At 69.8% G+C, this 25,516-nt stretch carries 22 protein-coding genes and 1 tRNA gene; 9 read left to right on the forward strand and 14 right to left on the reverse strand.

Features of this window, described 5'->3' with window-relative positions:
- Positions 1–94 precede the first annotated feature (94 nt).
- Together CSIV_RS01605 and CSIV_RS01610 are read right to left on the reverse strand one after the other, a co-directional pair.
- Complete coding sequence (locus CSIV_RS01605) at positions 95–811, reverse strand: winged helix-turn-helix transcriptional regulator (protein WP_077049681.1); 717 nt, start codon at positions 809–811, stop codon at positions 95–97.
- On the reverse strand, positions 811–1,254 hold the full coding sequence (locus CSIV_RS01610) for a VOC family protein (RefSeq protein ID WP_077049682.1): 444 nt from the start codon (positions 1,252–1,254) through the stop codon (positions 811–813). Before CSIV_RS01610 ends, CSIV_RS01605 begins: the two co-directional genes overlap by 1 nt.
- A gap of 72 nt (positions 1,255–1,326) precedes the next feature.
- On the opposite strand from CSIV_RS01610, the gene CSIV_RS01615 reads away from it, so the two are divergent.
- Complete coding sequence (locus CSIV_RS01615; RefSeq protein ID WP_077049683.1) at positions 1,327–1,707, forward strand: VOC family protein; 381 nt, start codon at positions 1,327–1,329, stop codon at positions 1,705–1,707.
- 256 nt (positions 1,708–1,963) lie between these two features.
- Here CSIV_RS01615 and CSIV_RS01620 read toward each other — a convergent pair whose 3' ends face one another.
- Together CSIV_RS01620 and CSIV_RS01625 are read right to left on the reverse strand one after the other, a co-directional pair.
- On the reverse strand, positions 1,964–3,145 hold the full coding sequence (locus tag CSIV_RS01620; RefSeq protein WP_139340570.1) for a hypothetical protein: 1,182 nt from the start codon (positions 3,143–3,145) through the stop codon (positions 1,964–1,966).
- Between the two features lie 464 nt (positions 3,146–3,609).
- Positions 3,610–3,697 (reverse strand) — tRNA-Ser (locus CSIV_RS01625).
- 242 nt (positions 3,698–3,939) lie between these two features.
- Between CSIV_RS01625 and CSIV_RS01630 the strand changes: the two genes are divergently transcribed.
- Together CSIV_RS01630 and CSIV_RS01635 are read left to right on the forward strand one after the other, a co-directional pair.
- Positions 3,940–5,928 carry a DUF4012 domain-containing protein gene (locus CSIV_RS01630; protein WP_077049685.1) on the forward strand — a complete coding sequence of 663 codons (1,989 nt, stop codon included), beginning with the start codon at positions 3,940–3,942 and terminating at the stop codon, positions 5,926–5,928.
- Positions 5,929–5,993: 65 nt separating this feature from the next.
- On the forward strand, positions 5,994–7,253 hold the full coding sequence (locus CSIV_RS01635) for a DUF2254 domain-containing protein (RefSeq protein WP_083734934.1): 1,260 nt from the start codon (positions 5,994–5,996) through the stop codon (positions 7,251–7,253).
- A gap of 60 nt (positions 7,254–7,313) precedes the next feature.
- Here CSIV_RS01635 and CSIV_RS01640 read toward each other — a convergent pair whose 3' ends face one another.
- The 5 genes from CSIV_RS01640 to CSIV_RS01660 form a co-directional block, all read right to left on the reverse strand.
- Positions 7,314–9,134: an amidase family protein gene (locus tag CSIV_RS01640; RefSeq protein ID WP_077049686.1), complete on the reverse strand. Its 1,821-nt coding sequence runs from the start codon at positions 9,132–9,134 to the stop codon at positions 7,314–7,316.
- Between the two features lie 41 nt (positions 9,135–9,175).
- The gene (locus CSIV_RS17960) at positions 9,176–9,913 is read right to left on the reverse strand and encodes a cohesin domain-containing protein (protein WP_077049687.1); all 738 of its coding nucleotides are present in this window, start codon (positions 9,911–9,913) and stop codon (positions 9,176–9,178) included.
- A gap of 215 nt (positions 9,914–10,128) precedes the next feature.
- Positions 10,129–11,028 (reverse strand): HAD family hydrolase, encoded by a 900-nt coding sequence (locus tag CSIV_RS01650; RefSeq protein ID WP_238592318.1) that lies wholly within the window; start codon positions 11,026–11,028, stop codon positions 10,129–10,131.
- Positions 11,025–12,293 (reverse strand): serine--tRNA ligase, encoded by a 1,269-nt coding sequence (gene serS / locus CSIV_RS01655; RefSeq protein ID WP_077049688.1) that lies wholly within the window; start codon positions 12,291–12,293, stop codon positions 11,025–11,027. Before serS ends, CSIV_RS01650 begins: the two co-directional genes overlap by 4 nt.
- 40 nt (positions 12,294–12,333) lie before the next feature.
- Complete coding sequence (locus CSIV_RS01660; protein WP_077049689.1) at positions 12,334–13,485, reverse strand: hypothetical protein; 1,152 nt, start codon at positions 13,483–13,485, stop codon at positions 12,334–12,336.
- 127 nt (positions 13,486–13,612) lie between these two features.
- Here CSIV_RS01660 and CSIV_RS01665 point away from each other — a divergent pair, with 127 nt between their 5' ends.
- The 3 genes from CSIV_RS01665 (at position 13,613) to CSIV_RS01675 (ending at position 17,316) form a co-directional block, all read left to right on the forward strand.
- A complete protein-coding gene (locus CSIV_RS01665) occupies positions 13,613–14,893 on the forward strand; it encodes a diacylglycerol/lipid kinase family protein (protein ID WP_083734937.1) in 1,281 nt (426 codons plus the stop codon).
- A 220-nt stretch (positions 14,894–15,113) separates the two neighbouring features.
- Positions 15,114–16,484, forward strand: coding sequence for a cryptochrome/photolyase family protein (locus tag CSIV_RS01670; RefSeq protein ID WP_077049690.1), 1,371 nt, complete (start codon positions 15,114–15,116; stop codon positions 16,482–16,484).
- A gap of 40 nt (positions 16,485–16,524) precedes the next feature.
- Entirely contained in the window at positions 16,525–17,316 is a 792-nt protein-coding gene (locus CSIV_RS01675) for a nucleotidyltransferase domain-containing protein (RefSeq protein WP_077049691.1), read from the forward strand.
- Positions 17,317–17,380: 64 nt separating this feature from the next.
- Here CSIV_RS01675 and CSIV_RS01680 read toward each other — a convergent pair whose 3' ends face one another.
- Both CSIV_RS01680 and CSIV_RS01685 read right to left on the reverse strand, forming a co-directional pair.
- On the reverse strand, positions 17,381–17,809 hold the full coding sequence (locus CSIV_RS01680; RefSeq protein ID WP_077049692.1) for an Asp23/Gls24 family envelope stress response protein: 429 nt from the start codon (positions 17,807–17,809) through the stop codon (positions 17,381–17,383).
- Positions 17,810–17,932: 123 nt separating this feature from the next.
- A complete protein-coding gene (locus CSIV_RS01685; protein ID WP_077049693.1) occupies positions 17,933–18,211 on the reverse strand; it encodes a hypothetical protein in 279 nt (92 codons plus the stop codon).
- A gap of 58 nt (positions 18,212–18,269) precedes the next feature.
- Here CSIV_RS01685 and CSIV_RS01690 point away from each other — a divergent pair, with 58 nt between their 5' ends.
- On the forward strand, positions 18,270–19,367 hold the full coding sequence (locus CSIV_RS01690) for an LLM class flavin-dependent oxidoreductase (RefSeq protein ID WP_175627537.1): 1,098 nt from the start codon (positions 18,270–18,272) through the stop codon (positions 19,365–19,367).
- Positions 19,368–19,413: 46 nt separating this feature from the next.
- Here CSIV_RS01690 and pheA read toward each other — a convergent pair whose 3' ends face one another.
- The gene (gene pheA, locus CSIV_RS01695; protein ID WP_077049695.1) at positions 19,414–20,376 is read right to left on the reverse strand and encodes a prephenate dehydratase; all 963 of its coding nucleotides are present in this window, start codon (positions 20,374–20,376) and stop codon (positions 19,414–19,416) included.
- A gap of 50 nt (positions 20,377–20,426) precedes the next feature.
- Positions 20,427–21,341 carry an EamA family transporter gene (locus CSIV_RS01700; RefSeq protein ID WP_077049696.1) on the reverse strand — a complete coding sequence of 305 codons (915 nt, stop codon included), beginning with the start codon at positions 21,339–21,341 and terminating at the stop codon, positions 20,427–20,429.
- 72 nt (positions 21,342–21,413) lie between these two features.
- Here CSIV_RS01700 and CSIV_RS01705 point away from each other — a divergent pair, with 72 nt between their 5' ends.
- Together CSIV_RS01705 and pgm are read left to right on the forward strand one after the other, a co-directional pair.
- Positions 21,414–22,331 (forward strand): LysR family transcriptional regulator, encoded by a 918-nt coding sequence (locus CSIV_RS01705; protein ID WP_077049697.1) that lies wholly within the window; start codon positions 21,414–21,416, stop codon positions 22,329–22,331.
- 94 nt (positions 22,332–22,425) lie between these two features.
- Positions 22,426–24,069, forward strand: coding sequence for a phosphoglucomutase (alpha-D-glucose-1,6-bisphosphate-dependent) (gene pgm, locus CSIV_RS01710; protein WP_077049698.1), 1,644 nt, complete (start codon positions 22,426–22,428; stop codon positions 24,067–24,069).
- A 314-nt stretch (positions 24,070–24,383) separates the two neighbouring features.
- On the opposite strand, the gene CSIV_RS01715 is transcribed toward pgm, so the two are convergent.
- Entirely contained in the window at positions 24,384–25,424 is a 1,041-nt protein-coding gene (locus CSIV_RS01715; RefSeq protein WP_077049699.1) for an NAD(P)-dependent alcohol dehydrogenase, read from the reverse strand.
- Positions 25,425–25,516 lie beyond the last annotated feature (92 nt).

The raw sequence follows: 25,516 nt of genomic DNA on the forward strand, positions 1-25,516 counted from the left end.
CGCAGGTCGGGACGAGTTTAAGGACCGACACCTGAAAAGTGCGTGAACGAACGGTGTGGCGAGTGGACGCGCGGCCGCGGCCAGGCCGGACGGCTCAGGCGCCGAGCTCGGAACGGGGGGCCGGCACGACGGGGGTGTCGATGTGGAACGTGGCGGCGAAGCGCTCGAGGAGAGCCTCATCGCCCGCCAGCACGTGGACGACGCCGGAGTCGATGGCATCCCCGGGCGTCAACGAGCCGGCGATGACGTTCCGGATGCCGGGGCCGGCGGCGAAGACAAGGTCGGGCGCGGCGTCGGGCAGCCGCCCGCCGACCGGGGGTGGTGCGGGCGCGAGCGGGATGACCGTGAGCCCGCCTCCCGCGACCTGGACGCGGAGGGACACGTCGGCGACGTGGAGTTCGTAGTCCACCGGGGGCATTCCGGCGGCGGCCTCGGGCTGGAATGCGGTCCTCAGCGCCATGGTCAACGAGTCGGGTGTGATGACGTCGCCCTCGTCGGGCTCCCCCATCGCCGCGAACCCCCACCGCCCGAGAGCCAGGACGATCGGCTCGAGCGCCCGCCCGTAGGGGGTCAGCTCGTAGATCGGCCCGCGCCCCTTGTAGGGGGCGCGTCGGACGATCCCCGACTCCTGGAGCTCCCGCAGCCGGGTCGCCAAGATGTTCGTGGGGATCCGCGGCAGGCCCTGCTTGAGGTCGGTGTAGCGACGGGCCCCGACGAGCAGGTCGCGGATGATGAGCAGCGCCCATCGCTCGCCGATCAGCTCGACGGCCGTCGTCACGCCGCAGTACTGCCCGTAGTTGCGGGCGGCCACTACGCCTGCGCCTGCGCCTGCTCCTCGTAGGCCGCCGGGCCTTCCGCGGCCGCCGTCGGGTCCATGTAGAGGAACCCGAGCGAGTTGCCGTCCGGGTCGTCGAGGTCGCGCGAGTACATGAAGCCGTAGTCCTGCGCCTCGCGCGGCTCGGTCCCGCCTGCTGCGAGGCCGAGGGCGAGGATGGCATCCACGTCTTCGCGGGAGTCGCGGCTGAACGAGAGCGCGACCTGGAGGCTCTCGTTCGGGTCGACGATCGGCTTGTCGGTGAAGGTCGCGAGGAACTCGCGCTTGAGGACCATGAAGTAGATCGTGTCGCTCCACACGACGCACGCCGCGTTGTCGTCGGTGAAGTTCGGATTGATCGTGCAGCCCAGAGCCGTGTAGAACGCCTTGGCGCGGTCGAGGTCGGTGGTGGGGATGTTGACGAAGATGCTGGTGTCCATGACGCGATACTTGCAAAAGACAAGTTCACTTGTCAATAACAAGTATCGCGGGCTCCGCTCTACCCTGTTCGCATGCGCATGCGCCTCGAACTCATCCCGTTGACCGTCTCCGACGTCGACCGGAGCATCGCGTTCTACCGGGACGTCCTGGGCTTCGCGCTCGACCACGACGTCTCCCCCGGCAACGGCATGCGCGTGGTCCAGCTCACCCCGCCCGGCTCGGCGTGCTCCATCGCCTTCGGAACGGGCATGGGAGGCGGCGCTCCCGTCGCCAACATCCACCTGGTCGTCGACGACCTCGAGACGACCCGCGCAACCCTCGTGTCGCGCGGCCTCGACGTGAGCGGCATCCACGACATGGGCGGCGGCGTGCGCTACGCCTTCTTCTCGGATCCGGATGCCAACACCTGGGCGCTGCAGGAGATCAGCCCGGGCGCGTCACTCCCGGAGTGAGTAGCCGGTCAGAACGACGGAAGCGGACCCCCGTGGGGGCCCGCTTCCGTCGTGGCGGAGCCTGCGCGATGGCTTTCGAACCCCTCCTGGGAGACACAGCGGCTCCTGGAGTGGATTGCGAGCCGATTGTGAAGGTGGGCCGCTAGGCAGATTGAAGATATGCCGCCTGAGCCACGAATGTACGTGGCCCAGGCGGCCTTCCACCCCCGCCTAGGGCATGACCGCCCGACACAGTCCCCGCTGGGCGCGCAGATTCCTACATGTGTACGTTGCCACCAGCAGGGACGTCAATGTGGACGTGATTACACGGATCGTCGTAATTCTGCGTGATGTGGGCCCAGTTCCCCCGACCCGGGTAGCTCCCCGCGCAGCTACCTTGGCCCGTTCGTGTGCCAGAGGATACGTGTTGATCCAAGAAGTTCAGCACCGAGACAGACCTCAGATCATTGCCGCGCGTCGGTTGACCTCCGACAGAAATGAAATCGATAGCCAAACCCGGAACCGCACAATGGGATGAATACGAACATGTCCCAAAATCATTGTGACAAGGCCGCTGAAGATCGGAAACACGAAGGGAGCCATACTGATTAACCAGCAGAAGCATGATCTGGTAAATCTGCATGTCGTCAGTACAGGTCGAACTCGCGACTCCATTCGCGACATCTCTTACTTGTTGAGTGTAGAGAAAATCGTCGGTGAAGGAGAGGTTTCCTCGGTTCTTTGCGTCGACCAGTTGAGCCGCGATACTTTGGACTGTCGGAGCAGCGGGTGGCGGCTCAGCCAACGCCCACGAGTGATTACCATCGGTCGTGTATAGCACCAAGTTTCCGTCCGGCTGGACCGAGAACGTCGACGGCGAGGATCCCCACGATCCAACATGCCACAGCGCTACATTCGCGCTGTCGTAGACTACGAACAGGCCATCGGGCTGGAGCACGGCTCGGTGCGGCAGATTCACAGTCGAAGACGTCTGGGTGGACCATACAGGTGTCTGGTTCCGCATCAGAACGAGATTTCCATCGCCCTGCATTGTCAAGTAGAAACCGCTCTGATAATCAGATCGAACAACCTGCCCTGCCGTTATGGTTTGCCCCGGAGTCACGTACCCGGTCGGATTAACGGACGCCCATAGTGCGACACCGCTTGAACCGTTGAACACCAGATTCCCGTCGTTGCCGAGAGCGAGTTGCAATCCAGTCCCGTGACCGTACGTCTGCGACTGCCACGCAACGACGCCCGCCGCCGTTCGAAGGACGACGTTCCCATCGGACTGCGCAGTGAGCGTGTTCGCAGAGCCGCTGCCGGTGGTGTTAGTGTCCCAGATCGCCGTGTTCCCCGAGTACACGACCGCATTGCCGTCCGGCTGGACGACAAATCGATAATTCCCATTTGGTGAACGCAAGACATCATTTACCGTTAGTGCGGTATTGGCGGCCACCGCCCCTGTGAAGACGGCAGCATTTGCGGGAGACGCAACCAGGCCCAGACTTACTACTACGTATACGATTGCCGTGAACGTGAATAACTTGACCTTCGAGAACCTCGATATTTCCCTCACTCGGTCAACATACAACGCAGCGAGCCCAGGTGTCCACAAGTCAATCCTGCACGGTCGTTTATTTCGCGATCTTCATCTACTCATTACCGGGAGCAATCTAAAATTGTCCCCCAAAAGGAGGACGTGCGGCACATGCGGCGGGGAATGCAGGGCACGTACCACGTCGTGTGGCTGCTCTTCGGATGTTGGTCGGAGCATGAAAACCGGACCATATCGGCGAGCGAGCAAAGCGTTCGCCATCACATCGTTACGAGCCTGGTCTGGGGCCTCGAACGTTACCGAGGCCGCGTCCGCTGCCCATGTCGTCTCGACCGGGGTTCGAATGCCGTCGCGTACCTTCACTTTGGCGGAGGGTGTGGGATTCGAACCCACGGGACATCTCTGCCCACTGGTTTTCAAGACCAGGTCCATCGGCCGCTCGGACAACCCTCCCGATCGTGCGAGTCTACCCAGCCGCGCGCGGCCACACCGCGAGCGCACACGTTCCGGTCGAGCCCTCCTCGTCCGTTCGCCCCGAAAGTACGCGCTCGACCCGAACGTGTGCGTTCGAGTCCCCATTCCGGCGGGAGCCCCCGCCGAGCCGCGAGCCGCGAGCACCGAGCCGCGCGCCGCGACACGGTCGGCGTTCACAGGCCTGTCGGTGACCTGTCACCTCGCCCGGTTACGATTCGCCGGTGATCTTGCAGACGGGGGCGGAGACGCGCGCGACGCGGCGGACGGGGAGGCGCACACACCGCGCACGCCGGGGAGTCGACGGACTCACCTCGAAGCAGCCGTTCGCGCGGCACGCCGGAGCGGAGACCACGCCCCAACGCTGGCGCCGGAAGACCTCCGTCGTCGTGGCGCTCATTGGCGGCCCCCTCACCGTCGTGATTCTCGCCCTGGCGGTCGCCGCGGGCGTCTTCGTGTGGCAGGTCATCCAGGTGCGCGACGACCTCGAGGGGGCGGTGGCGCAGTCGAAGGAGCTGGTCCGCGCCGCCGCGAGCGGCGACGTCGATGGCATCCAACGATCCGGCGGCGACATCGTCGCCCACGCCCAACGCGCATACGACACCACGCAGAACCCGCTGTGGGACTTCGCCGCGCAGATCCCGGCCGCCCGCACGAACATTCAGGCCGTCCGCGCCGTCACCGACATCGCGCACACGATCACCTCGCAGTCGATCCCGCCGGTGATGACCATGATGGCCGCCTCGGGCGGCGACAACACCGGGAGCGGGATCAACCTGCGACCGTTCCTCCACGCCGGGGCGGTCATCCCGACCGTGCTGACGTCTTTCGACGAGGCATCCCAGATCGCGTCGGGCATGGACCGCACGGGTGTCCTCCCGCAGATCTCGGCGCCGGTCGATCAGCTCCAGAGCATGATCCAGCAGGCGACGCCCATCCTGACGACGGTCGAGGAGCACCTCCCCGAGATCCTCCGGGCCGCGGGCGCCGAGCGTCCGATGCTGTACCAGCTCATGATCCAGACGCCCGCCGAGATCCGGGCGACCGGGGGCGGCGTCGCGCAGTGGCTCGTCCTCAAGGTCGACGACGGCAACGTCGACATGCTCAGCCTCGACACCGGCACCGACCTGATGTACACCGACCTGCCGTCCCGGGGCTTCGACACCGTGAACGGGTCGCTCCTCCGCCTCCCCACCGAGACGCGGCAGCTCTACCCGCCCGAGATGACGAACTGGTCGTCGAACTTCAACATGTCCCCGGACTTCCCGACCGCTGTCGAACTGTTCCAGAAGACGCGCGAGTGGACCGACAAACCGAAATTCGACGGCGCGTTCTCGATCGATCCGATCGTCTTGGCGCACCTGCTGGAGGCGACCGGCCCGATCACGCTCGCCTCGGGCGAGACCGTCGACGCCCAGAACGCAGGCTCCAAGCTCATGAGCGAACCGTACGAGCGGTACGGCATCGACAACGCCGCGATGGACCGCTACTTCAGCGAGATCAGCGCCGCCATGTTCTCCAAACTGACGGGACGCCAGTGGGACATCGGGACGATGTGGAACCAGGTCGTCCGCAGCGCCCAGGAGGGGCGCATCTACGCGTGGTTCGACGACTCGAGCCTCGAGGGTCTCGCCCACCAGTACGGCCTCGACGGCACCCTGCAGGAGGACAACACCTCCTCCACCCAGCTGGGCATCTACTTCAACGACTACTCGATCGGCAAGCTCGAGTACCACCTGACGTACTCGCAGTTCGCGACGTGCAACGCCGACGACCGGACGATCACGGTGTCGATGGAGCTGCACAACAGCATCACGGATGCCATCACGAGCGGTTACACCCTCGGGCTGCGCAACATCGAACGCGGGATTGACCTGCGCACGATGATGCTCGACGTGCTCTTCTTCGCCCCGCCGGGCGGGAAGATCGTCTCCACGGATCCCGACGAGGGCGACCGCTGGGATTCGACGTTCCACGACCGCTCCGGGTCCGATCACGAGAACCCCGCCGTGAGCCGGACGCTGCTGCTGCCGGAAGGTGCGACGCGCACCGTCTCCTACACGGTGAAGCTGCCGGAGGGAGACCTCGGTCCCCTGGAACTGCGGCACACCCCCGGCGCGAACGACACGAAGGTCACGATCGACCCGAGCTGCGCCCCGTTGTTCCGGAGCCCCGAAGGTTCCGACAACATCATGCTCTCGAAGATCGGGTGACCCCGACCGACGGCGCTCGGCGCAAGTGGCGATGTCGCCACGCCTGCACCGTCTAGCGTCGAGGGATGACGATGACGGGCGGCGGGTCGCTGGCATCCTTCTTCCTCCGACTCGGACGGCAGGTGTGGGTTCGCGCCGCGCTGTTCACGGTGATCGGGATCGCGATCGCCCTGGTCGCGGGCCTCGTGGGTCCGCTGCTTCCGTTCAGCATCTCGATCGACCTGGGTCAGAACGCCGTCGACTCCCTCCTGCAGATCATCGCCACCGCGATGCTCACGGTCAGCACCTTCTCGGTCACGGCGATGGTCACCGCGTTCTCCTCCGCCACGACGACGGCGACCCCCCGGTCCACTCCCCTGCTCATCGCCGACACGACCTCGCAGAACGCGGTCTCGACGTTCATCGGGGCGTTCACCTATTCCCTCGTGGGCATCGTCGCCCTCTCGACCGGGTACTACACCGAGCAGGGCCGCACGATCCTCTTCGTGGGCACTCTCGTCGTCATCACGATCGTCGTCTTCACGTTGCTGCGCTGGATCTCGCACCTGTCGACGTTCGGACGGATGGCGGATGTCATCGACCGCGTGGAGCAGGCCGCGACGCTGACCATCCAGCGGCACGCCGCGTCGCCCGCTCTCGGCGCGCGCCGGCTGACCACGGTGCCGCCGGGGGCGCGCGCCGTGCACGCCGACGACATCGGCTACGTGACGCATCTCGACGTGGCCACCCTCGACCGGCTCGCCGACGCCCATGGGCTGCGCGTGTACGTGACCGCGGCCCCCGGTCGCCTCGCCGACGCCCGCACCCCGCTCGTCCGCGTCGAGGGCGAGGTGGACGACGCCACCGCGTCCGCTCTCCGGGGCGCGTTCCGCCTCGAACATCACCGGACGTACGAGCAGGACCCGAGGTTCGGCGTCATCGCCCTCACCGAGATCGGCAGCCGTGCGCTCTCGGCGGCCACCAACGACCCCGGCACGGCGATCGAGGTCATCGCGGCACTGCAGCGGGTGCTCGCCCACGCGGTGACAGCCGAGCCCGACTCCGAGGTTCGATATCCCCGCGTGCACATCGCCCCGGCGACCCTCGACGAGATCGTCGCCGACGCGTTCCGCCCGCTCGCGCGCGACGGCGCCGCGCAGGTGGAGGTGCAGGTCCGCCTGCAGAAGTGCCTCGCTTCACTGGCCGCGAGCGCGCCCGCCCACGCGGACGTGTTCCGGGATGCCGCCCGCGCGGCGTTCGCCCGCAGCCGTCGCGCGTTGGACCGCGCGGACGCGCGGCTGCTGCGCGACACCGTGCGCGCCGCCTGGAACCCTCTCGCGGACTGACGCGCACAGACGACGGCGGCGGCCCCGGACGCACCTGTCCGGAACCGCCGCCGTGGTGTTCTAGCCCAGCGGGCCGTAGTTCGCCGGCGTCGTGCGAGCGTGCGTCGCCTGCTCGAAGCCGTAGGCCAGACCGAGCAACGGCCCCTCGAGGAAGTCGCGGCCCAGGAACTCCAGGTTCACGCCTCCCGTCGAGGCCTCGCCCGCGATGCCCTGCCCCATCGGCACCGTGACCGCGGGGAGACCCGTGTTGGGGCTCAGGCGCATGTTGGTCCCGATGGTGCTGTAGGGGTTGCCCGTCGGGTAGACGACGGCATCCAGGCCCTGGTCGTTCATGAGCGCCGTCATGATCTGCTTGCCCTTCGCCAGCTGCTGGGTGTGCGTCCCCTCCGGTCCCGCCCAGGCCTGGTAGGCCTCTTCGGTCACCGCGGCACGCGTGCCGTAGGGGTTGGTCGCCCGTCCCGGCACGATGTTCGGCGACTGCGAGATCGCCAGGAGGCTCCGCGTGGTCACGGCCGGGTCGAGGTAGGCATCGATGTAGTTCTGCAGGTCGTGCCCGAACTCGGGCCCGCTGCCGCTGCCCTCACCGACGATCGCCGCGAATCCCTCGGGGGCGGCCACCTCGACGAGCGTGGCGCCCTGCGCCTCGAAGGTCGCCCGGGCCTCGGCGAACAGGCGCTGGGTGGTGGCGTTGGTTCCCAGCATCGAGGCGATGTAGCCGATCTTCTTGCCCTGCAGGGAGTCTCCGTCGAGGTAGGCCGTGTAGCTCTCCGGGATCTTGCCGGCCGAGCGGGCAGTGACGGGGTCACCAGAGTCCTCACCGACGACGGCATCGAGGGCGACGGCGGCGTCCAGGACGGACCGCGCGATCGGACCTCCCGTGTCCTGCGACAGCGCGAGCGGCACGATGCCGTCGCGGCTGACGAGACCGACGGTGGGCCGCACGCCCACGAGCTGGTTGTACGTCGAGGGGATGCGGATCGATCCGCCGGTGTCCGTCCCGAAGCCGATGCCGGCGAGGTTCGCCGCGATCGCCGCGCCCGTGCCGCCGCTGGAACCGCCCGAGGTCTGGGTGGTGTCGTAGGGGCTCGAGACCGTGAGCGCCGTCCCGGCGGGCTGGAACGCCGACCACTGCGACGACAGGTTGATGGCGAACTCGTCCATCGACGCCTTCGCGACGATGACCGCGCCATCGGCGCGCAGACCCTTCACCATCGTGGCATCCGTCGTCGTCTGGTTGTCGTTCCAGCATCCGCAGCCCGCGGTCGTGGGCATGTCGACGGTGTTGTAGTTGTCCTTCAGGGCGATCGGGATGCCGAGCAGCATGCTCGTCATGCCTTTCTCGGCGCGGATCGCGTCGGCCGCGGCCGCCGCCGTCAGCGCGACGTCGCTGGTGGTGATGATCGAGTTCAGCGGACGACCGCCGTCCTGGCGCACGACCTTGTCGTACGCGGCGATGCGGTCGAGGTACTGCTGCGTCAGCTCCACCGAGGTCAGCACGCCGGCGTTCATCGCGGCCTGCATGGCCACGGCATCCGCCTCGACGATCTCGAACGGGCCGTCGTCGTAGACGATGCGCTCCGAGAGCAGGGCCAGGTCGGATGCCGTGATGGTCCCGTCCTCGTCGAGGTCGAGGGCCGAGGTCTGCGCCCAGCCGGCGTCGCTCGAGGACTCACCGATGTTCTCTGCCAGGACGGCCAGATCGGCCGTGGTCACCTGAGCGTCACCGGTCAGATCGAGCTCGGTGTAGTACGGCGCGAGAAGCGGCGCCGACGCGGCCGCGGGCGCGGGAGCGGCCACCGCGGCCGGGGCGGTGAACGCGCCGGCCGCGACGACGCCGAGCGTCGCGGTGACGGCGAGGGCGCGGCGGGACAGGGGGGTCATGAGCGATCCTTCACGAGTCGAGGCAGAAGAGGCGGACGCGATCATTCGCGCACCCCCTGACGGCGACGGGCGACCAGCACGGCGCCGACCGCGATGAGGGCGACGCCCACGGCTCCCGAGATGAGCCACGGGGTGGCGTCGACACCGGTGGTGGCAAGGTCGCTCGCACCGCTCGCCGCCGGCACGGACGACGTGGAGGGCGACGGCGACGGCGGCGGGGACGCCGAGTCGCTGGGCGAGGCGGACGGCTCCGGCGTGGGGAGCGCCTCGAGTTCGACGGTCTCGGATGCCACCTCGGCCTGCTCGGCGGTCTCGCCGGTCGAGGAGACCAGACGCACGGAGGAGAGCTCGACACGGGCCGCGCCCGAGCCGACCGCCCGCAGGGGAACGGTCGCGAGCACGACGGTGCCGGAGAGGCCCGGCGAGGTTCCGAGTCGCGTGTGCGAGACGGTGATGGCGCCGGGGGCGTCGACGGCCGAGGTGAATCCTCCGTCGGGGCCGACCGGGGCGTCGGCGGACTCGAGCGCCCCCTCGGTGACCGTGAACACCAGGTCGTAGGCGTACAGGTCGCTCACGTCGGCGCCGGAGACCGTGGCGAGGACGGTGTCGCCCTCGGTGGCGCTCGAGGACGACAGCTCGAGGGTGAAGGTGGCGGCGGGTTCGGCCGCGTGGGCGGCGGTGGCGGCCGCCAACGGCGCGAACAGTGCCAGGGCCGCGGCGATCGCGGCGCTGACGCGCCGTGTCGCTCTCGGGGGTGATGCGGGGATGCGTGCAGACATGCGGTGGCGAAGCTCCTCGGGGAGGGGACGACGACGAACGCGCGAGCCGGGGTGGTGGCCGGAGCGGTCGACGGGGGTGCCCCGACCCTTTCAGGCCAGCATGTCCGACAAGTTGCGCCACGTTTCGACGGCGTATCGCGCTGGGCTGCGCGACGACGATGCGTCGGGTACGGATTCGATGTGAATCCGTCGCAGCATCCCCCGCGAGCGCGCGCCTAGAGGTCGCGGAGCACCGCGGCGACGCCGCCGTCGGTCACCGACAGCCCCACCTCGCCGGCCGCCGCGTGCACCTCGGCGGGGCCCTGCTGCATGGCGATCGCGCGACCACCGTGCGACACCGCCCACTGCATCATCTCGATGTCGTTGCGGCCGTCGCCCATGACGAGGACGTTCTCGGGCGGGATGCCGAGCCACTCTCGCACCAGCTCGAGGGCGGTCGATTTGTTCACACCCTGGGGTGCGATGTCGAGCCACGCAGTCCACCCGATCGCGTACGACACCTGGCTGAGACCGATGCGCCCGACCAACTCGAGGAAGTCCTTGTCGGTCTTCTCCGGAGCCACGACGACGACACGGCACACCGGTTGGTGCGAGAGCTCGGCGAAGCTCACCTCGTTCGCACCCTGCAGGTTCCAGTCGTCGAGGTAGTCGGTGAACAGCCGCTGCCCGTCGGGGAGTTCCACGAGGAAGTGCGCGTCGTGCAGGTGCTCCCCCAGCAGCGTCAGGACTTCGGTCGGGTCGAACGTTTCGACGTGCGCGCGCTCGTACTCCGCGGCATCCGGTCCCCCGACCCGGCGCATGACGATCGCGCCGTTCGAACACACCGCGTATTCGGGACGGATGCCGAGGAGCGCCATGACCGTGTGGGTGCTGTCCCAGCTGCGCCCGGTGGCGAGCATGACCTCGTGGCCCTGCTGCTGGGCGTGGCGCACGGCATCCACGACTCCGGGGCTGAGCGACTCGTCCTCGAGGAGGACGGTGCCGTCGATGTCGAGCGCGATGAGCATGCGCCCGACGGGAGCGGTGCGGGCGATGTCGGCCACGACCTCGGCCGCCTCGTCCTGCGGCGACGCGTCGACGTCTCCGATGCGGGGCAGGGCGGCCTCGTCGGTCACGCGATGGGCTCCATGACCTCGAGTCCGCCGAGGTACGGCCGGAGCACCTCGGGCACCGTCACCGACCCGTCGGCGCGCTGGTGGGTCTCCAGCAGGGCGACGATCCAGCGCGTGGTGGCGAGCGTGCCGTTCAACGTCGCGACCGGCTGCGTCTTGCCCCCGTCGGCCGGGCGGAAGCGGGTGTCGAGGCGACGCGCCTGGTACGTGGTGCAGTTCGAGGTGCTCGTGAGCTCGCGGTACGCGTCCTGCGTGGGCACCCACGCCTCGATGTCGAACTTGCGGGCGGCGCTGGATCCGAGGTCGCCCGCGGCGACGTCGATCACGCGGTACGCGAGACCGAGGTCCTGCAGCATGCCCTCCTGCATCGCGACGAGACGGTCGTGCTCGGCCTCGGCATCCGCCGGGTCGGTGTAGACGAACATCTCGAGCTTGTTGAACTGATGCACGCGGATGATGCCGCGGGTGTCCTTGCCGTAGGAACCGGCCTCGCTGCGGTAGCAGGTGGACCATCCGGCGTAGCGCTTCGCGCCGCGCTCCAGATCGAGGATCTCGTCCATGTGGTAGCCGGCCAGGGGGACCTCGCTCGTTCCCACGAGGTAGAGGTCCTCCTTCGGCAGGTGGTAGACCTCGTCGGCGTGCTGGCCGAGGAATCCGGTGCCGCGCATGACCTCGGGACGCACCAGGGTGGGCGGGATCATCGGGGTGAAGCCGGCCTGTAGAGCCCGGTCGAGCGCCAGGGTCATGAGCGCGAGCTCGAGGCGTGCGCCGATGCCGGTCAGGAAGTAGAAGCGGCTGCCCGACACCTTCGTGCCGCGCTCCATGTCGATGGCGCCGAGCTTCTCGCCCAGGGCCAGGTGGTCGAGCGGCTCGAAGTCGAACGTCGGCACCTCACCGTGGGTGCGGAGGGTGACGAAGTCCTCCTCGCCCCCGGCGGGGACGCCCTCGAGCACGATGTTCTCGATCCGGGCGAGAGCCGCCTCCGCGGCTTCCTCGGCGCCGGTCACCGCGTGCTGGGCGGCCTTGACCTTCTCGCTGAGCTCTTTCGCTTCGGCCACGAGCGCGGGCTTCTCGTCCTTCGGCGCCTGCGCGACCTTCTTGCCGTGCGCGTTCTGCGCGGCGCGGAGTTCCTCGAACGTCGTGATCGCCTGACGGCGCCGACGGTCGGCCTCGAGCGCCTCGTCGACCGACGCGGGCGACTCCCCGCGCGCGATCTGGGAGCGCTTCACCAGTTCGGGATCTTCACGCAGCAGAGTCAGGTCGATCACGCGTCCATCCTACGGTCGGCTCCGGCCGCGCTTTCCCGCGTCACGACCCGGCGGCCGCGGGGTCCAGCGCCTTCGTCACGGCGAGCACGTCGGCGTACTGCCCTTCGATCGCCGCACGGCGCGCAAAGGCGTCGGCGTCCGCCGCCTCGACGGCGGCGACCCTTTGCTCGAGGTCGGCGTGGCGGGCGTCGAGGTCGGCCAGTCGGCCGGCCAGCGCCTCCTGCCACGTCCCGCTGTGCAGGACGCCGTCCGCCCCCATCCAGTCCTGTCTCCACTGCGCCCGCTCCTCGGGGGCGAGGGAGTTGTACCGGTCGGCATCCTGTTGGTAGATCTTGCGGTCGCGCTCGTAGGCCTCCCGCTCGGCGTCGAGCTGCGCGCGCTGGGTCGCGGCATCCGTCATGGCCTGCACGAGGGCCGCGTCGGCCTGCTCGTACTGGGAGATGAGCCCGTCCACCTCGGCGGTCACGCGATGATCGACCTCAACGAGCGCGGCACGATCGGTGAAGTACCGCGCGTAGACCGCCTCGAGCTCGGGATCGAAGCCGCCCTCCGGCCGCACCTGGGACCCCAGGTAGGCGAACAGCTCGGTGTCGCGGTTCTCCTCGTGGTCGCCGACCGACCAGTCGATCTGCTGACGGACGGGGTCGTCGGGCGCGACGCCGTCGAGGGCGGCGTGCAGCATGTCGCGCACGTGCCACACCTCCCCCGAGCCGAGCCGGTCGAACGCGGCGTGCAAGAGCTCGTGCGCGAGGGTCGTGACGGCCGCGTCGGCCACGCGCGGGTCGGTCGGGACGAACACGAAGATCCCCGCGAGGCTGTAGCACCCGGCCACCGCGTGATCGTCCGCCGTGTCCGTCACCCCGCAGGAGCGCTGCAGGTCGTCGCCGTGTGCGGACCTCGCGCCGACGAGCGCGAGCAGCTTCCGTCCGTCGTCGGTCAGGAACGCGCGGTCGGCGACCGCGGAGATGTCGGCCGCGAGGGTTCTCGGCCCGACCCAGCCCTCGACCTGGGCGACCAGCGCGCGATCGGCGCCGGTGGCGACGACGACGACCGTGACCAGCAGCAGCGCCACGACCACGATGCCGGACCCGACCAGGGTCCGGCGGCGGCGGCGCGCCCGCGCGAGCGAGGCGAAGGGCTCGGTGTCGACGGGCCGCCGCGACCGTTGCGGCGGCTGCTCGAACAGGGTCATGGGCGAACGCTAGACCGGCGCGGAGAACGGCGGAGGGCGGCATCCTGAACAGTGCCCGCCGACGCCTCCCGGTCAACCCCCGGTCGCGGGAACGGAAGCGCGCGTGGGCGGTCCTATGGTGGATGCCATGGCCGACCCCCAAGAACCGCGCGACGACGCGGACGCCCCCGTCTCCCCCGAGGCCGAGAAGGACCGGGCGGCGTCGGAAGGCTCGCACGACGACTTCCACGCGGCGACCCTGCGCGAGGAGGAGGAGTCCGACACCATCGCGGCCGACGAGCCCGACCCTAAGGACGCGGCCCAGCCCGACGACGTCATCCACGAGCCCGGCGACGTCGATTCCGACACCTCGGATGACACGTCCGGCGAGGCCGTGCGGGTCTCCGCCGACGGCGACGATGCGCCGATCGACGCCGAGCCCACCGACAAGAAGCGCGCCGCGCTCGTCTACAACCCGACGAAGGTCGACCCCGACGCCCTGCGTGCGCGCGTCGGCGAGCTCTCGTCCGAGGCCGGATGGGCCGACCCCCTTTTCTACGAGACCACCGTCGACGACCTCGGCGACCTCGCGACCCGCGCCGCCCTGGAAGAGAAGGTGGATGCCGTGCTCGTCGCCGGCGGCGACGGCACCGTCCGCGCCGTGGCCGAGGCGCTGACCTCGACCGGCATCCCGCTGACGATCGTCCCGAGCGGCACCGGCAACCTCCTCGCCCGCAACCTCAACCTGCCGCTCGACGACGCCGACGCGATGATCCGCGCGACGTTCGACGGCAAGGTGCACGCCACCGACACCGGGATCGCCCGGATCCGTCGCGCGGACGGCACCGTCGAGGAGCACGGCTTCGTCGTCATGGCCGGCATGGGCCTGGATGCCGCGATGATCCAGAACACCCGCCCCGAGCTCAAGAAGTCAGTGGGCTGGGTGGCGTACGTCGACGGTGCAGCGCGGTCGCTGGTCAACGCCAAGCCGTTCCGCGTCATGTACCAGCTCGACGGACACGGCCACCGCCTCCACTCCGCCAAGGTGCAGAGCGTGCTGTTCGCCAACTGCGGCGCCCTGCCCGGCGGGGTCGCCCTGATCCCCGACGCCTCCATCGCCGACGGCGTGCTCGATGTCGCCGTCATCCAGCCGACCGGACCCTTCGGGTGGCTCGGCGTCTGGCGCAAGATCTGGTGGGACAACTCGGTGCTGCGCCGCTTCCGCGCCGGCCGCCGGGTGCTCGAGCGCCGCCGCGACTCCTCGGTGCGTTACCTGCGCGGCAGCGGCATCGAACTCGCCACGGCTCCCGCCCAGCCCATCGAGCTGGACGGCGACGAGTTCGGAGAGGCGACCCGCATCTACTCGCGCGTCGTCGAGGGCGGTCTGCAGGTGAACCTGCCCGCCGGCCACGACACGTCGTCGCTGTAGGCGGCGCGCGGGGCGCGGTGCGCGGTGCGCGGTGGCCCAGATCACGTGATCTGGACGAGATCACCCGCGACGACGCGTAACGACGGGTGATCTCGGCCACTTCACGTGATCTGGCGCCGCACTGCGCCGCCGCGGGGCGCCGGAGCCGACCCGGGCGGCAGGCGCGGCCGCGGCGTGTCAAGCCCGGCAGCGCGGAACGACGGCTGGATAGCGTCGCTGCATGGCTTCTCCGTCCCTCGTGTGGTTCCGCGACGATCTTCGGCTGACCGACCATCCCGCCCTGCGCGCGGCGCTCGACCGCGACGAGCCCGTGATCGGGCTGTACGTGCTCGACGAGGAGTCCGACGGCGTCCGCGCGATCGGCGGGGCGGCGCGGTGGTGGCTGCACCACTCGCTGGCATCCCTCGCCGAACGGCTCGAGGAACGCGGCTCGACCCTCGTGCTGCGCCGGGGGCGCGCGGCCGAGGTCGTCCCCGCCGTGGTGGAGGAGACCGGCGCGGGAGCGGTGTTTTGGAACAGGCGCTACGGCGGCGCGGAGCGCGAGATCGACGCGGGGCTGAAGGAGAAGCTGCGCGGCGACGACGTCACGGTCGCCTCGTTCGCCGCGAACCTGCTGTTCGAGCCGTGGACGGTGCGCACCGGCGCCGACAAGCCGTACGGCGTCTACTCGCCGTTCCGTCGCGCGGTCGAGAAGATGCCATCCCCCCGCGCGCCGCTGCCCGAGGCGCGGAAGGTTCCGGGTCCCGCGAAGGCGCCCGCATCCGACGCCCTCGACGCGTGGTCGCTGCTGCCGACGAAGCCCGACTGGGCCGGCGGGCTGCGCGAGACATGGGAGCCGGGCGAGCCGGCCGCTCGCGCCCGGCTGCGCGAGTTCCTCGACGACGACCTCGGCGATTACGCCTTCTCCCGCGACGCGTTCGCGGGCGGAGCGACGTCGAACCTGTCGCCGCGCCTGCGCTGGGGCGAGATCAGCCCGTACCAGGTGTGGCACGACACGATCGAGCATCGTGGATCGGGCAAGCACGCCGAATCCGCGACCGGCTTCCTCTCGGAGGTCATCTGGCGCGAGTTCGCGTGGCACGTCCTGTTCCACTCCCCCGACCTCGCGACGAAGAACTGGCGCGAGCAATACGACGCGTTCCCCTGGCCGCGGCTGAACCGTGCGCACCTGGAGACCTGGCAGCGCGGCGAGACCGGAATCGCGGTCGTGGATGCCGGGATGAAGCAGCTCTGGCACACCGGGGTCATGCACAACCGCGTGCGCATGGTCACGGCATCCTTCCTCACCAAGAACCTGCTCATCGACTGGCGCCACGGCGAGGAGTGGTTCTGGGACTGCCTGGTCGACGCGGATGCCGCGAGCAATCCGTTCAACTGGCAGTGGGTCGCGGGATCGGGGGCGGATGCCGCGCCCTATTTCCGCGTGTTCAACCCCGACACGCAGCGCGAGAAGTTCGACCCGCACGACGAGTACATCCGGCAGTGGGCTCCGGAGCACCTCGACGGCGGGGCGCCGGAACCGATGGTCGACCTGAAGGAGACGCGCCAGCGCGCGCTCGACGCGTACGACAAGGTGCGTCACGGCGGCTGACCGGTCGAGCCCGTCGATGTCGCGGGGGTATCGTCGTCCGATGCGCGCCGTTCCCTCGTCTCTCGACCCCGCGGTCGTCGCCGAGATCGATCACCGGCTGGCGTCGGTCTGCGAGGAGCAGGACGTACGCATTCCCTGGGCCATCGAGAGCGGGAGCCGCGCCTGGGGCTTCCCCTCGCCCGACAGCGACTACGACTGCCGATTCCTCTTCGTACGCCGACCGGAGGCCTACCTCTCACTCTGGCCGACGCGCGACGTCATCGAAACGCCGCTCGACGAGACCTTCGACGTCAACGGGTGGGACCTGGCCAAAGCGGTCCGACTCATCGTGAAGGGCAACGCCACAGCCATCGAGTGGCTGCGGTCACCGATCGTCTACACCGGCGACGGAGCGTTCCGCGAGGGACTGCTCGCGCTCGCCGAGGCGACCGTGGAGCGTGCGGCGATCGGCCGCCACTACCTGCACGTGGCCCGACAGCAGAGGATGGGCGCGGCCACGCTGAAGCGCTTCTTCTACGTGCTCCGGCCGGCGGCGGCGCTGCGGTGGCTCGCGTCGAACCCCGATGGCGTGCTGCCGCCGATGGATCTTCCACGCCTTCTCGCCGAGGGGGACGTCGACCGGTCGATCCGGCGTGCGGCGGACGACCTGATCGCGCTGAAGGCGCAGACACGGGAGATGGGTGCCGGAACCCCGCCGGCCGTGCTGGAACGATTCGTCGCCGCGCAACTGGAGGACGCCGCGCGTTTCGACGACATGCCGCCGGAGCGCGACCCAGCCGACAACCGCCGGATCGCCGACGAGTACTTCCTCGCCTCGCTGTCGTCGTTCTGACGCGAACGCGGACACGCGAAAGGGGCGCCGGCCGAAGCCGACGCCCCTTCGTGCGCGAGATGCGTCAGTTGACGCGGGTCTCTGCGGCCTCGTCGTCGTTCTCCTCACCGGGGATGAAGACGTCGACCACGGTGACGTTGATCTCGGCGACCTTCATGCCGACGAGCTCGGTGATGGCCTGGTGCACGGCGGCGCGGACGTTGGAGGCCACGCGCTGCAGCTGCTCGGGGTAGTCGACCTGGATCGCGATGTCGGCGGCGACCTCGGTCTCGCCGACCTCGACGCTCACGCCCTGCGCGTAGTCCTTGGACCCCACGGCCTGACGGATGTTGCCGATGACGCGGGCGGCTCCGCCGCCGAGCGCGTGCACGCCGGGAACCTCGGCCGCGGCGATGCCGGCGACCTTGGCGACGACGGCATCCACGATGACGGTCGACCCGCCGTCCTTCGTCGCGGTGACGGGGGTGGTGGCGGTGGTGGTGTTCTCAGCCATTGCGCTTCCTTCCGTGATCTGCGGAACCGTGTGTTCCGCGAAGTCACAATGGAGACGCTCCCCGGCGCCCATTCGTCACGGGATTCCGGCTGAGAGAACCCTGAGCGTCCGAGGGCCGCGACGTCACTCGTCGAAGAAGCCTCCGTAGGGGACGTCGGCGTCACCGTCGTCCCGCTCGTCGAACGCCACCGTCTCCACCGAGAACGCCACCGCCGTGTGGGGCGAGAACAGGACGCTCACCTCCCGGTTGCCCACGACCACGAACGACGCGAATCGGCCGCCCTGCGCGACCGCGCTCTCGATCCTCTTCTTCAGGGCGTCGAGGTCCTGTCCCTGCGCCAACGCGAAGACCGCGTCGTTGACGGCCATCTGCGTTCGAATCATGGTCTTGCCCCCGATCATGCGGGCGACGGTAGGCCGACACGAGGGAGACCGCGCAGGGGGTTGCGGTTCCGCCGCGATGCGGAATACTCCCACCCCTCGTCCGGTTGGAGCTGGGGTGAACGACGCGATCCCCTCCCTCTCCGTTCTCGACCTCGTCCCGGTGCGCGCCGGGCAGAGCAGCGCGCAGGCGGTGGCCGCCTCGCTCGATCTGGTCGAGCGCGCCGACCGGCTCGGCTACCGCCGGTACTGGTTCGCCGAGCACCACAACATGCCCGCGGTCGCCTCGACGACGCCGCCGGTCCTCATCGCCGCCGCCGCGGCACGCACGGCGCGCATCCGCGTCGGATCGGGGGGAGTGATGCTCCCCAACCACTCGCCGCTCATCGTGGCCGAGCAGTTCGCCGCCCTCGAGGCCCTCGCCCCCGGCCGGATCGATCTCGGCATCGGCCGCGCTCCCGGAAGCGACCCCGTCATCACGCAGCTCCTGCACCGCTCGGGGGCCACCAGCGACGTCTCGCGCTTCCCCGATCACGTGACCGACATCCTCGCGCTCACCTCCCCGGACGGGGCGACCGTGCGGTTCACCTCCGGCAGCGAGTACCAGGTGAAGGCGACGCCCCTGGCATCCGGGATGCCGCAGGTGTGGCTGCTCGGCTCGAGCGACTACTCGGCGCAGCTCGCCGCGAGCTTCGGTCTGCCCTACGTCTTCGCCAACCACTTCTCGGGGGAGGGTCTGGAGCACGCGCTCCGGCTGTACCGGGACCAGTTCCAGCCGAACGATTCGGGTGAGGGACCGCGGACCTTCGTCACCGCCAACGTCGTCGCCGCCCCGACCGCCGAGGAGGCGGAGGAGCGCGCGCTGCCCCAGCTGCGCATGATGGCGCGCCTGCGGACGAACCGTCCGCTCGTCCCGCTCGAGACCGTCGAGCAGGCGAAGGCCGACCCGTTCGACGCGATGGCGGAGTCGATCATGGCATCCACCCGTCAGAAGTGGTTCGTGGGAACCGGCGACGATGTGCGGGCGCAGCTGGCCGAGTTCGCGGCCCGCTACGACGTCGACGAGATCATGCTGTCTCCCGTGGCGGGAGCGTACGACGGCGAGCCGCTGGACTCGGCCGACGGCCGCGCCCAGACGCTCGAGCTCGTGGCGGGGGTCGCGGCCGTCGCTGCCTGACCGGAGCGCGGCCCGGGGTGGCTGCGTCGCCGCGGCCAGGGGCGGCTTACGCCTCGGGCTCGCCGCTGAGCAGGCCTCGCAGCCAGTCGCGGGCTTCGACGAAGACGTCGTCGGAGTACCGCTGCGGGTAACGGACGATCGCGCGGTCGGCGCGCGCGTACGACCCGAGGAAGATCACCTTCGGGCTGAAACGCCGCAGGCCCATCAGCGCGTCGGCCATGCGCTCGTCCTGCACGTGCCCGTCGGCGTCGATGACGAACCGGTAGCGGCCGAGCGCGTCTCCGATCGGACGGGATGCCAACAGGCTCAGGTTGATGCCCCGGGTGGCGAACTGCTCGAGCAGTTCCAGCAGTGCACCGGGGTGGTCCTCGGGCAGCTCGACGATGAGGGACGTCTTGTCGGCGCCCGTCGGCGGCGCGGGGGCGACGGTCCGGCTGACGAGGACGAAGCGGGTCACCGCGTTCGGGTTGTCGCCGATCTCCTCGGCGAGCACCTCGACCTCGTGATGGGCGACGATGCCCGGTGCCGCGATCGCGGCATCCGCCCCGCTCGAGCCGTCGAGGACCCCGAGGGCGCTGGCGACATTGCTGGATGCCGGCAAGTGCGCGTGCGCGGGGAGGTTGTCGCGCAGCCAGCCGAGGCACTGCCCGTAGGCGACGGGGTGGGCAGAGACGAGCGAGACGTCGGCGAGGGTCGTGCCGGGGCGGCCGACGAGCACGAAGTTGACCGGCACGAGGTATTCGCCCACGATCCGCAGGCCCGGCACCGTCGCGAGGGCGTCCTGGGTCGTCGAGACTCCGCCGTCCACCGAGTTCTCGATCGCGATCATCGCGGCATCCGATCGCCCCTCGATGACGTCGGCGAGCGCCTCGGCGACGTTGCGCACGGGCCGCCAGATCTGGTCGCGGGCCTCGGGGACCTGCGCCAGCGCCGCCTCGGTGAAGGTTCCGGCGGGGCCCAGGTAGCTGTAGGTACGGCGGGCGGGCGCGGAGTCGGTGTCGGGCAGCACCGGCTCAGCCTAGTCCTCCCGCCGATCCGGTCGAGGTCGGCCCCGACCGGTCAGACCTTGTCGACCACCGCCTCGCGGCGCGGCGCCGGGCGACGCGGACGGACATTCACGGTCGTCACGAGGACTCCCGCGACCAGCAGCACTCCGCCGACGACTTCGGCGGGTGCCGGGATCTGCCCGAGCAGCAGGGCAGCCGACGCCATCGCGACGACCGGTGCGAGCAGGACCCACGGGACGACGGCCGCCGACGGATTGCGCGCGAGGAGGCCGTTGAAGATCGCGTACCCGACGAGCGTGCAGAGCCCCGCGGTGTACAGCGTCGACAGCGCGGCCGACCACCCGAACGACGCAAGGCCCGCTCCGATCGCGCTCGGCCCCTCCACGGCGAAGGCGAGGGCGAGCGCCGGCACGGGCACGACGAGCGCCGACCACACCGTGAGCGACAGCGCGCCGAGCCGCCCGCGTCCGGCCACGACCCCGGCCCGCCGCGAGATGACGTTGCCGACGGCCCACGAGAGCGCGGCGGCGAGCGCCAGGACCACCGCGATCGCGGGCGCATCTCCCCCGCGTCCGACGGCGACCGCGGCGAGCCCGACCACGCCGACGGTCACTCCGATGCCCTGCCCGAGCGTCGGTCGTTCGCGCAGCACCCCGGCGGCGATGACGACGGTGAAGACCGCTTGCGCCTGCAGGAGCAGCGCGGCCAGGCCCGGCTGCAGGCCGAGGGCCAGCGACGTGTACAGGAGCCCGAACTGGCCGAGGCTCATGAACACCCCGACGCCGACGATCGTCGACCAGGATGCCGTCGGGCGCGGCACGATCACGGCGAACGCCGCCACGACGACGAAGCGGATCGCGACGAAGAGCAGGGGCGGGATGCCGGGCATGCCCCAGTCGATGACGAGGAAGTTGAAGCCCCAGGCGGAGGCCACCCCGGCGGCCAGGATCATGTCGCGTCGACTCACGGGTTCAGTTCACCGCTCCCGTCCTTGAAGCACCAGCGAACGTTTCTTCACGGAACGCAGTAGCGTTTCTTCATGATCGATCTCGAAGCGGTCCGCTCGCTGCGTACCGTGGCCCGCGAGGGCAGCGTCTCCGCCGCTGCGGCGACGCTCGGCTTCACCCCCTCGGCGGTGTCGCAGCAGATCAAACGCCTCGAGCGCGAGACCGGCGTCGCTCTGCTCGAGCGCGTCGGTCGCGGGGTCACGCTGACCGACGCGGGCACGCAGCTCGTCGTCGGGTCGACACCGATCCTCGCGGAGCTCGAGCGTCTGCGCTCCGACCTGCAGGCCAACGCGCCCGGCGACGGCACCGTCAGCGGCGAGGTCCGGATCGCGGCGTTCTCGACGGTCGTGCGAGGACTCCTCACGCCGCTCCTCGTCGACCTCGCCCGGACCCACCCCGATCTGCGCCTGTTCGTCCGGGAGAGCGAGCCGTGGGAGACGGTCGCACTGATCGCCTCGGGACAACGCGACCTCGGCATCGCCCACCAGTGGGGCGGGGTCGCGCTCGCGATCCCCGAGAACCTCGTCGTCACCCCGCTGTTCACCGACGTCGCCGACATCATCGTGCACCGCGACCACCCGCTCGCCGGCCGCGACGTCCTGCATCCGCGCGACCTCGCCGACGAGGCGTGGGTCGCGACCTTCGAGACCACCATCTGCCGGCAGTGGCTGCGCCGCCTGTTCGACGGGGTCGGCAACGCGCCGCGGGTCGTGTACGAATCGATGGAGTTCGAGAACCACCTGGAACTCGCCCGCACGGGCGCCGTCGTCGCGCTCGTCCCACGGCTGGGGCGCGCGGCACTCGGTCCCGATCTGGTCGCGATACCGACGATCGACCCCGCCTCCATCCGGGACGTCGTCGCGGTCCACCGGCGCTCGCGGACCGACTCGCCCGCGCTCCGCGCGACGCTGACCGCGCTTCGGGAGCGCGGCGGAGCCCTGCAGACCTGATCGAGTCGACCTCTGGGGAGATTCGCGGGATGTTCTTCGCCCCGAATGCGTCCGTGCGCATGCACGACGGCTCTGCAGCGGGCAGACTGTCGGCATGAGCAGTCGCGCAGGACAGCCCGCCGAGGCATCCGATCTCATCGACATCGACGAACTGATCTCCGCCTACTACGACCGCAAACCGGATGCCGCGGTGCCCGAGCAGCGCGTCGCCTTCGGCACCAGCGGCCACCGCGGATCCTCGCTGAGCACGAGCTTCAACGAGGACCACATCCTCGCCACCACGCAGGCCATCGTCGACTACCGCGCGGCGCAGGGCATCACCGGCCCGCTGTTCCTCGGGCGCGACACGCACGGTCTCTCGCTGCCGGCCGAGCGCAGCGCCATCGAGGTGCTCGTCGCGAACGGCGTCGACGTGCGCGTCGACTCCCGCGACTCGTGGGTGCCGACCCCCGCCCTCAGCCACGCGATCCTCACCTACAACCGCGACCGCGGCGCGGACGACCCCGGTCGCGCCGACGGCATCGTCGTGACGCCGTCGCACAACCCGCCCCGCGACGGTGGCTTCAAGTACAACCCGCCGCACGGCGGTCCCGCCGACACCGACGCGACGGGCTGGATCGCCGACCGCGCGAACGAGCTCATCGCCGCGGGCCTTTCCGGCGTGCAGCGCACGCGTCACGCCGACATCGACCTCGACACCCTGGGCCAGTACGACTTCCGTGACGTGTACGTGCGGGATCTGGCATCCATCATCGACGTCGACGCGATCAAGAACGCCGGCGTCCGCATCGGCGCCGACCCGCTGGGCGGCGCCTCGGTGGAGTACTGGGCGCTCATCGCCGAGGTGTACGGGCTCGACCTCACCGTCGTGAACCCCGAGGTCGACCCGACGTGGAAGTTCATGACGCTCGACTGGGACGAGAAGATCCGCATGGATCCGTCGTCGCCGTCGGCGATGGCCTCGCTCGTCGCCGCGCGCGCCGACTACGACATCCTCACCGGCAACGACGCCGACGCCGACCGCCACGGCATCGTCACCCCCGACGCGGGCCTGATGAACCCCAACCACTACCTGGCCGTCGCGATCGACTATCTCTTCTCGCACCGCGAGGGGTGGCCGACGGATGCCGCGATCGGCAAGACCCTGGTCTCGTCGATGATCATCGACCGGGTGGCATCCGCTCTCGGCAAGACCCTGCTCGAGGTGCCGGTGGGCTTCAAGTGGTTCGTCCCGGGCCTGCTCGACGGCTCGGTCGCGTTCGGCGGCGAGGAGTCGGCCGGCGCCTCGTTCCTGCGCAAGGACGGCACCGTCTGGACCACCGACAAGGACGGCATCCTGCTGTGTCTGCTCGCCGCGGAGATCCTCGCCGTGACCGGCAAGACGCCGTCGCAGCGCTACGCCGAGCTCGAGACCGAGTTCGGCGCGTCGGCCTACCAGCGCGTCGACGCCCCCGCGACGCCCGCGCAGAAGGCGATGCTGTCGAAGCTCTCGCCGGATGCCGTGACCGCCACCGAACTCGCGGGTGAGCCGATCATCGCGAAGCTGTCGCACGCGCCGGGCAACGGCGCCGCGATCGGCGGCCTCAAGGTGCAGACGGAGTCGGCGTGGTTCGCCGCCCGCCCCTCGGGCACCGAAGACGTCTACAAGCTGTACGCCGAGTCGCTCCGCGGCGAGGAGCACCTGCGCGCCGTGCAGGAAGAGGCCCGCGCGGTCGTCTCCGCCGCCCTCGGCGAGTAACGCCTCCGCCCCAGCGGCGCCGCTCCCTCGGGGCGGCGCCGCTGTCGCGTGCGGGGCCGGGTGACGGTTGCGGCGGGGCCGATGTCGCGTGCGGGGCCGGCGGCTGCGGCAGCTGCGGCGGCGGGGCGCGGCATCCATAAACACGATCCGCGCGCATAAACGCGGTGACAGCGCGTTTATGCGCGCAGATCGCGTTTATGCCTGGGGTCGGCGGGATGCCGCGTCCCCGGCGCTCCGGAGAACGGCAGACCGCGCGGGCCGGACATGCCGCGGCCCCGGCGCTCCGGAGAACGTCGGGGCCGTGGCATCCGGGATCAGGCGAAGGTCGCGGCGTCGATGACGAAGCGGTAGCGCACGTCGCTCTTGAGCACGCGCTCGTAGGCCTCATTGATCTTGTCGGCCGAGATGAGCTCGATCTCGGGCGCGATGCCGTTCTCGGCGCAGAAGTCGAGCATCTCCTGGGTCTCGCGGATGCCGCCGATGCCCGAGCCCGCGAACGAGCGGCGATTGGCGAACAGGGTGAAGACCTCGATGGGCAGTGGCTCGGGCGGGGCTCCGACGTTAACCATCGTGCCGTTGCGGGCGAGCAGTCCCAGGTACTTCTTGAGCGCGAGCGGGGCGCTGACGGTGTTGACGATGAGGTCGAACGTGTTCTTCAGCGTCGAGAACGTCTCGTCGTCCTTCGTCGCGTAGTAGTGGTCGGCGCCCATCGCGAGGCCGTCGTCCTTCTTGCTGAGGGTCTGCGACAGCACGGTGACCTCGGCACCCATGGCGTGGGCGATCTTGACGGCCATGTGGCCGAGCCCGCCGAGGCCGACGATCGCGACCTTCTTTCCGGGACCGGCGTTCCAGTGGTTCAGCGGCGAGTAGGTGGTGATGCCGGCGCACAGCAACGGCGCCGCCTTCTCGTATGGGATCGACTCCGGCACCCGCAGCACGAAGTCCTGGTCGACGACGATCTTCTCGCTGTAGCCGCCCTGGGTGATCGTGCCGTCGACGTCCTTCGCGCCGTACGTGCCGATGTTGCCCTTGAGGCAGTACTGCTCCTCGCCGGCCAGGCAGTTCTCGCACTCGCGGCAGGAGTTGACCATGCAGCCGACGCCGACACGGTCACCCACCTTGTGCTTCGTGACGTCAGCGCCGACCTCGGCGACCGTGCCGACGATCTCGTGGCCGACGGTCAGCGGGTAGGGCACCTCGCCCCACTCACCACGGATGGTGTGGATGTCGGAGTGGCAGATGCCGGCGTAGGCGATGTCGATCAGGACGTCCTTCGGGCCGACATCGCGGCGCTCGATGGTCGTCGGTTCAAGGGGCGAGGTCGCGGACGACGCCGCGTAGGCGTTGACGTGCATGGGTCTCCTCGGGGAGGGGGAATCGAACTGGTCAATCATTCCGCGCCGCCGGGCGGGTGAGGGCGGGGTTGCACGGATGTGCGTTTCGGATT

The organism is Microbacterium sp. CSI-V (genome assembly GCF_001984105.1).
Lineage (GTDB): Bacteria > Actinomycetota > Actinomycetes > Actinomycetales > Microbacteriaceae > Microbacterium.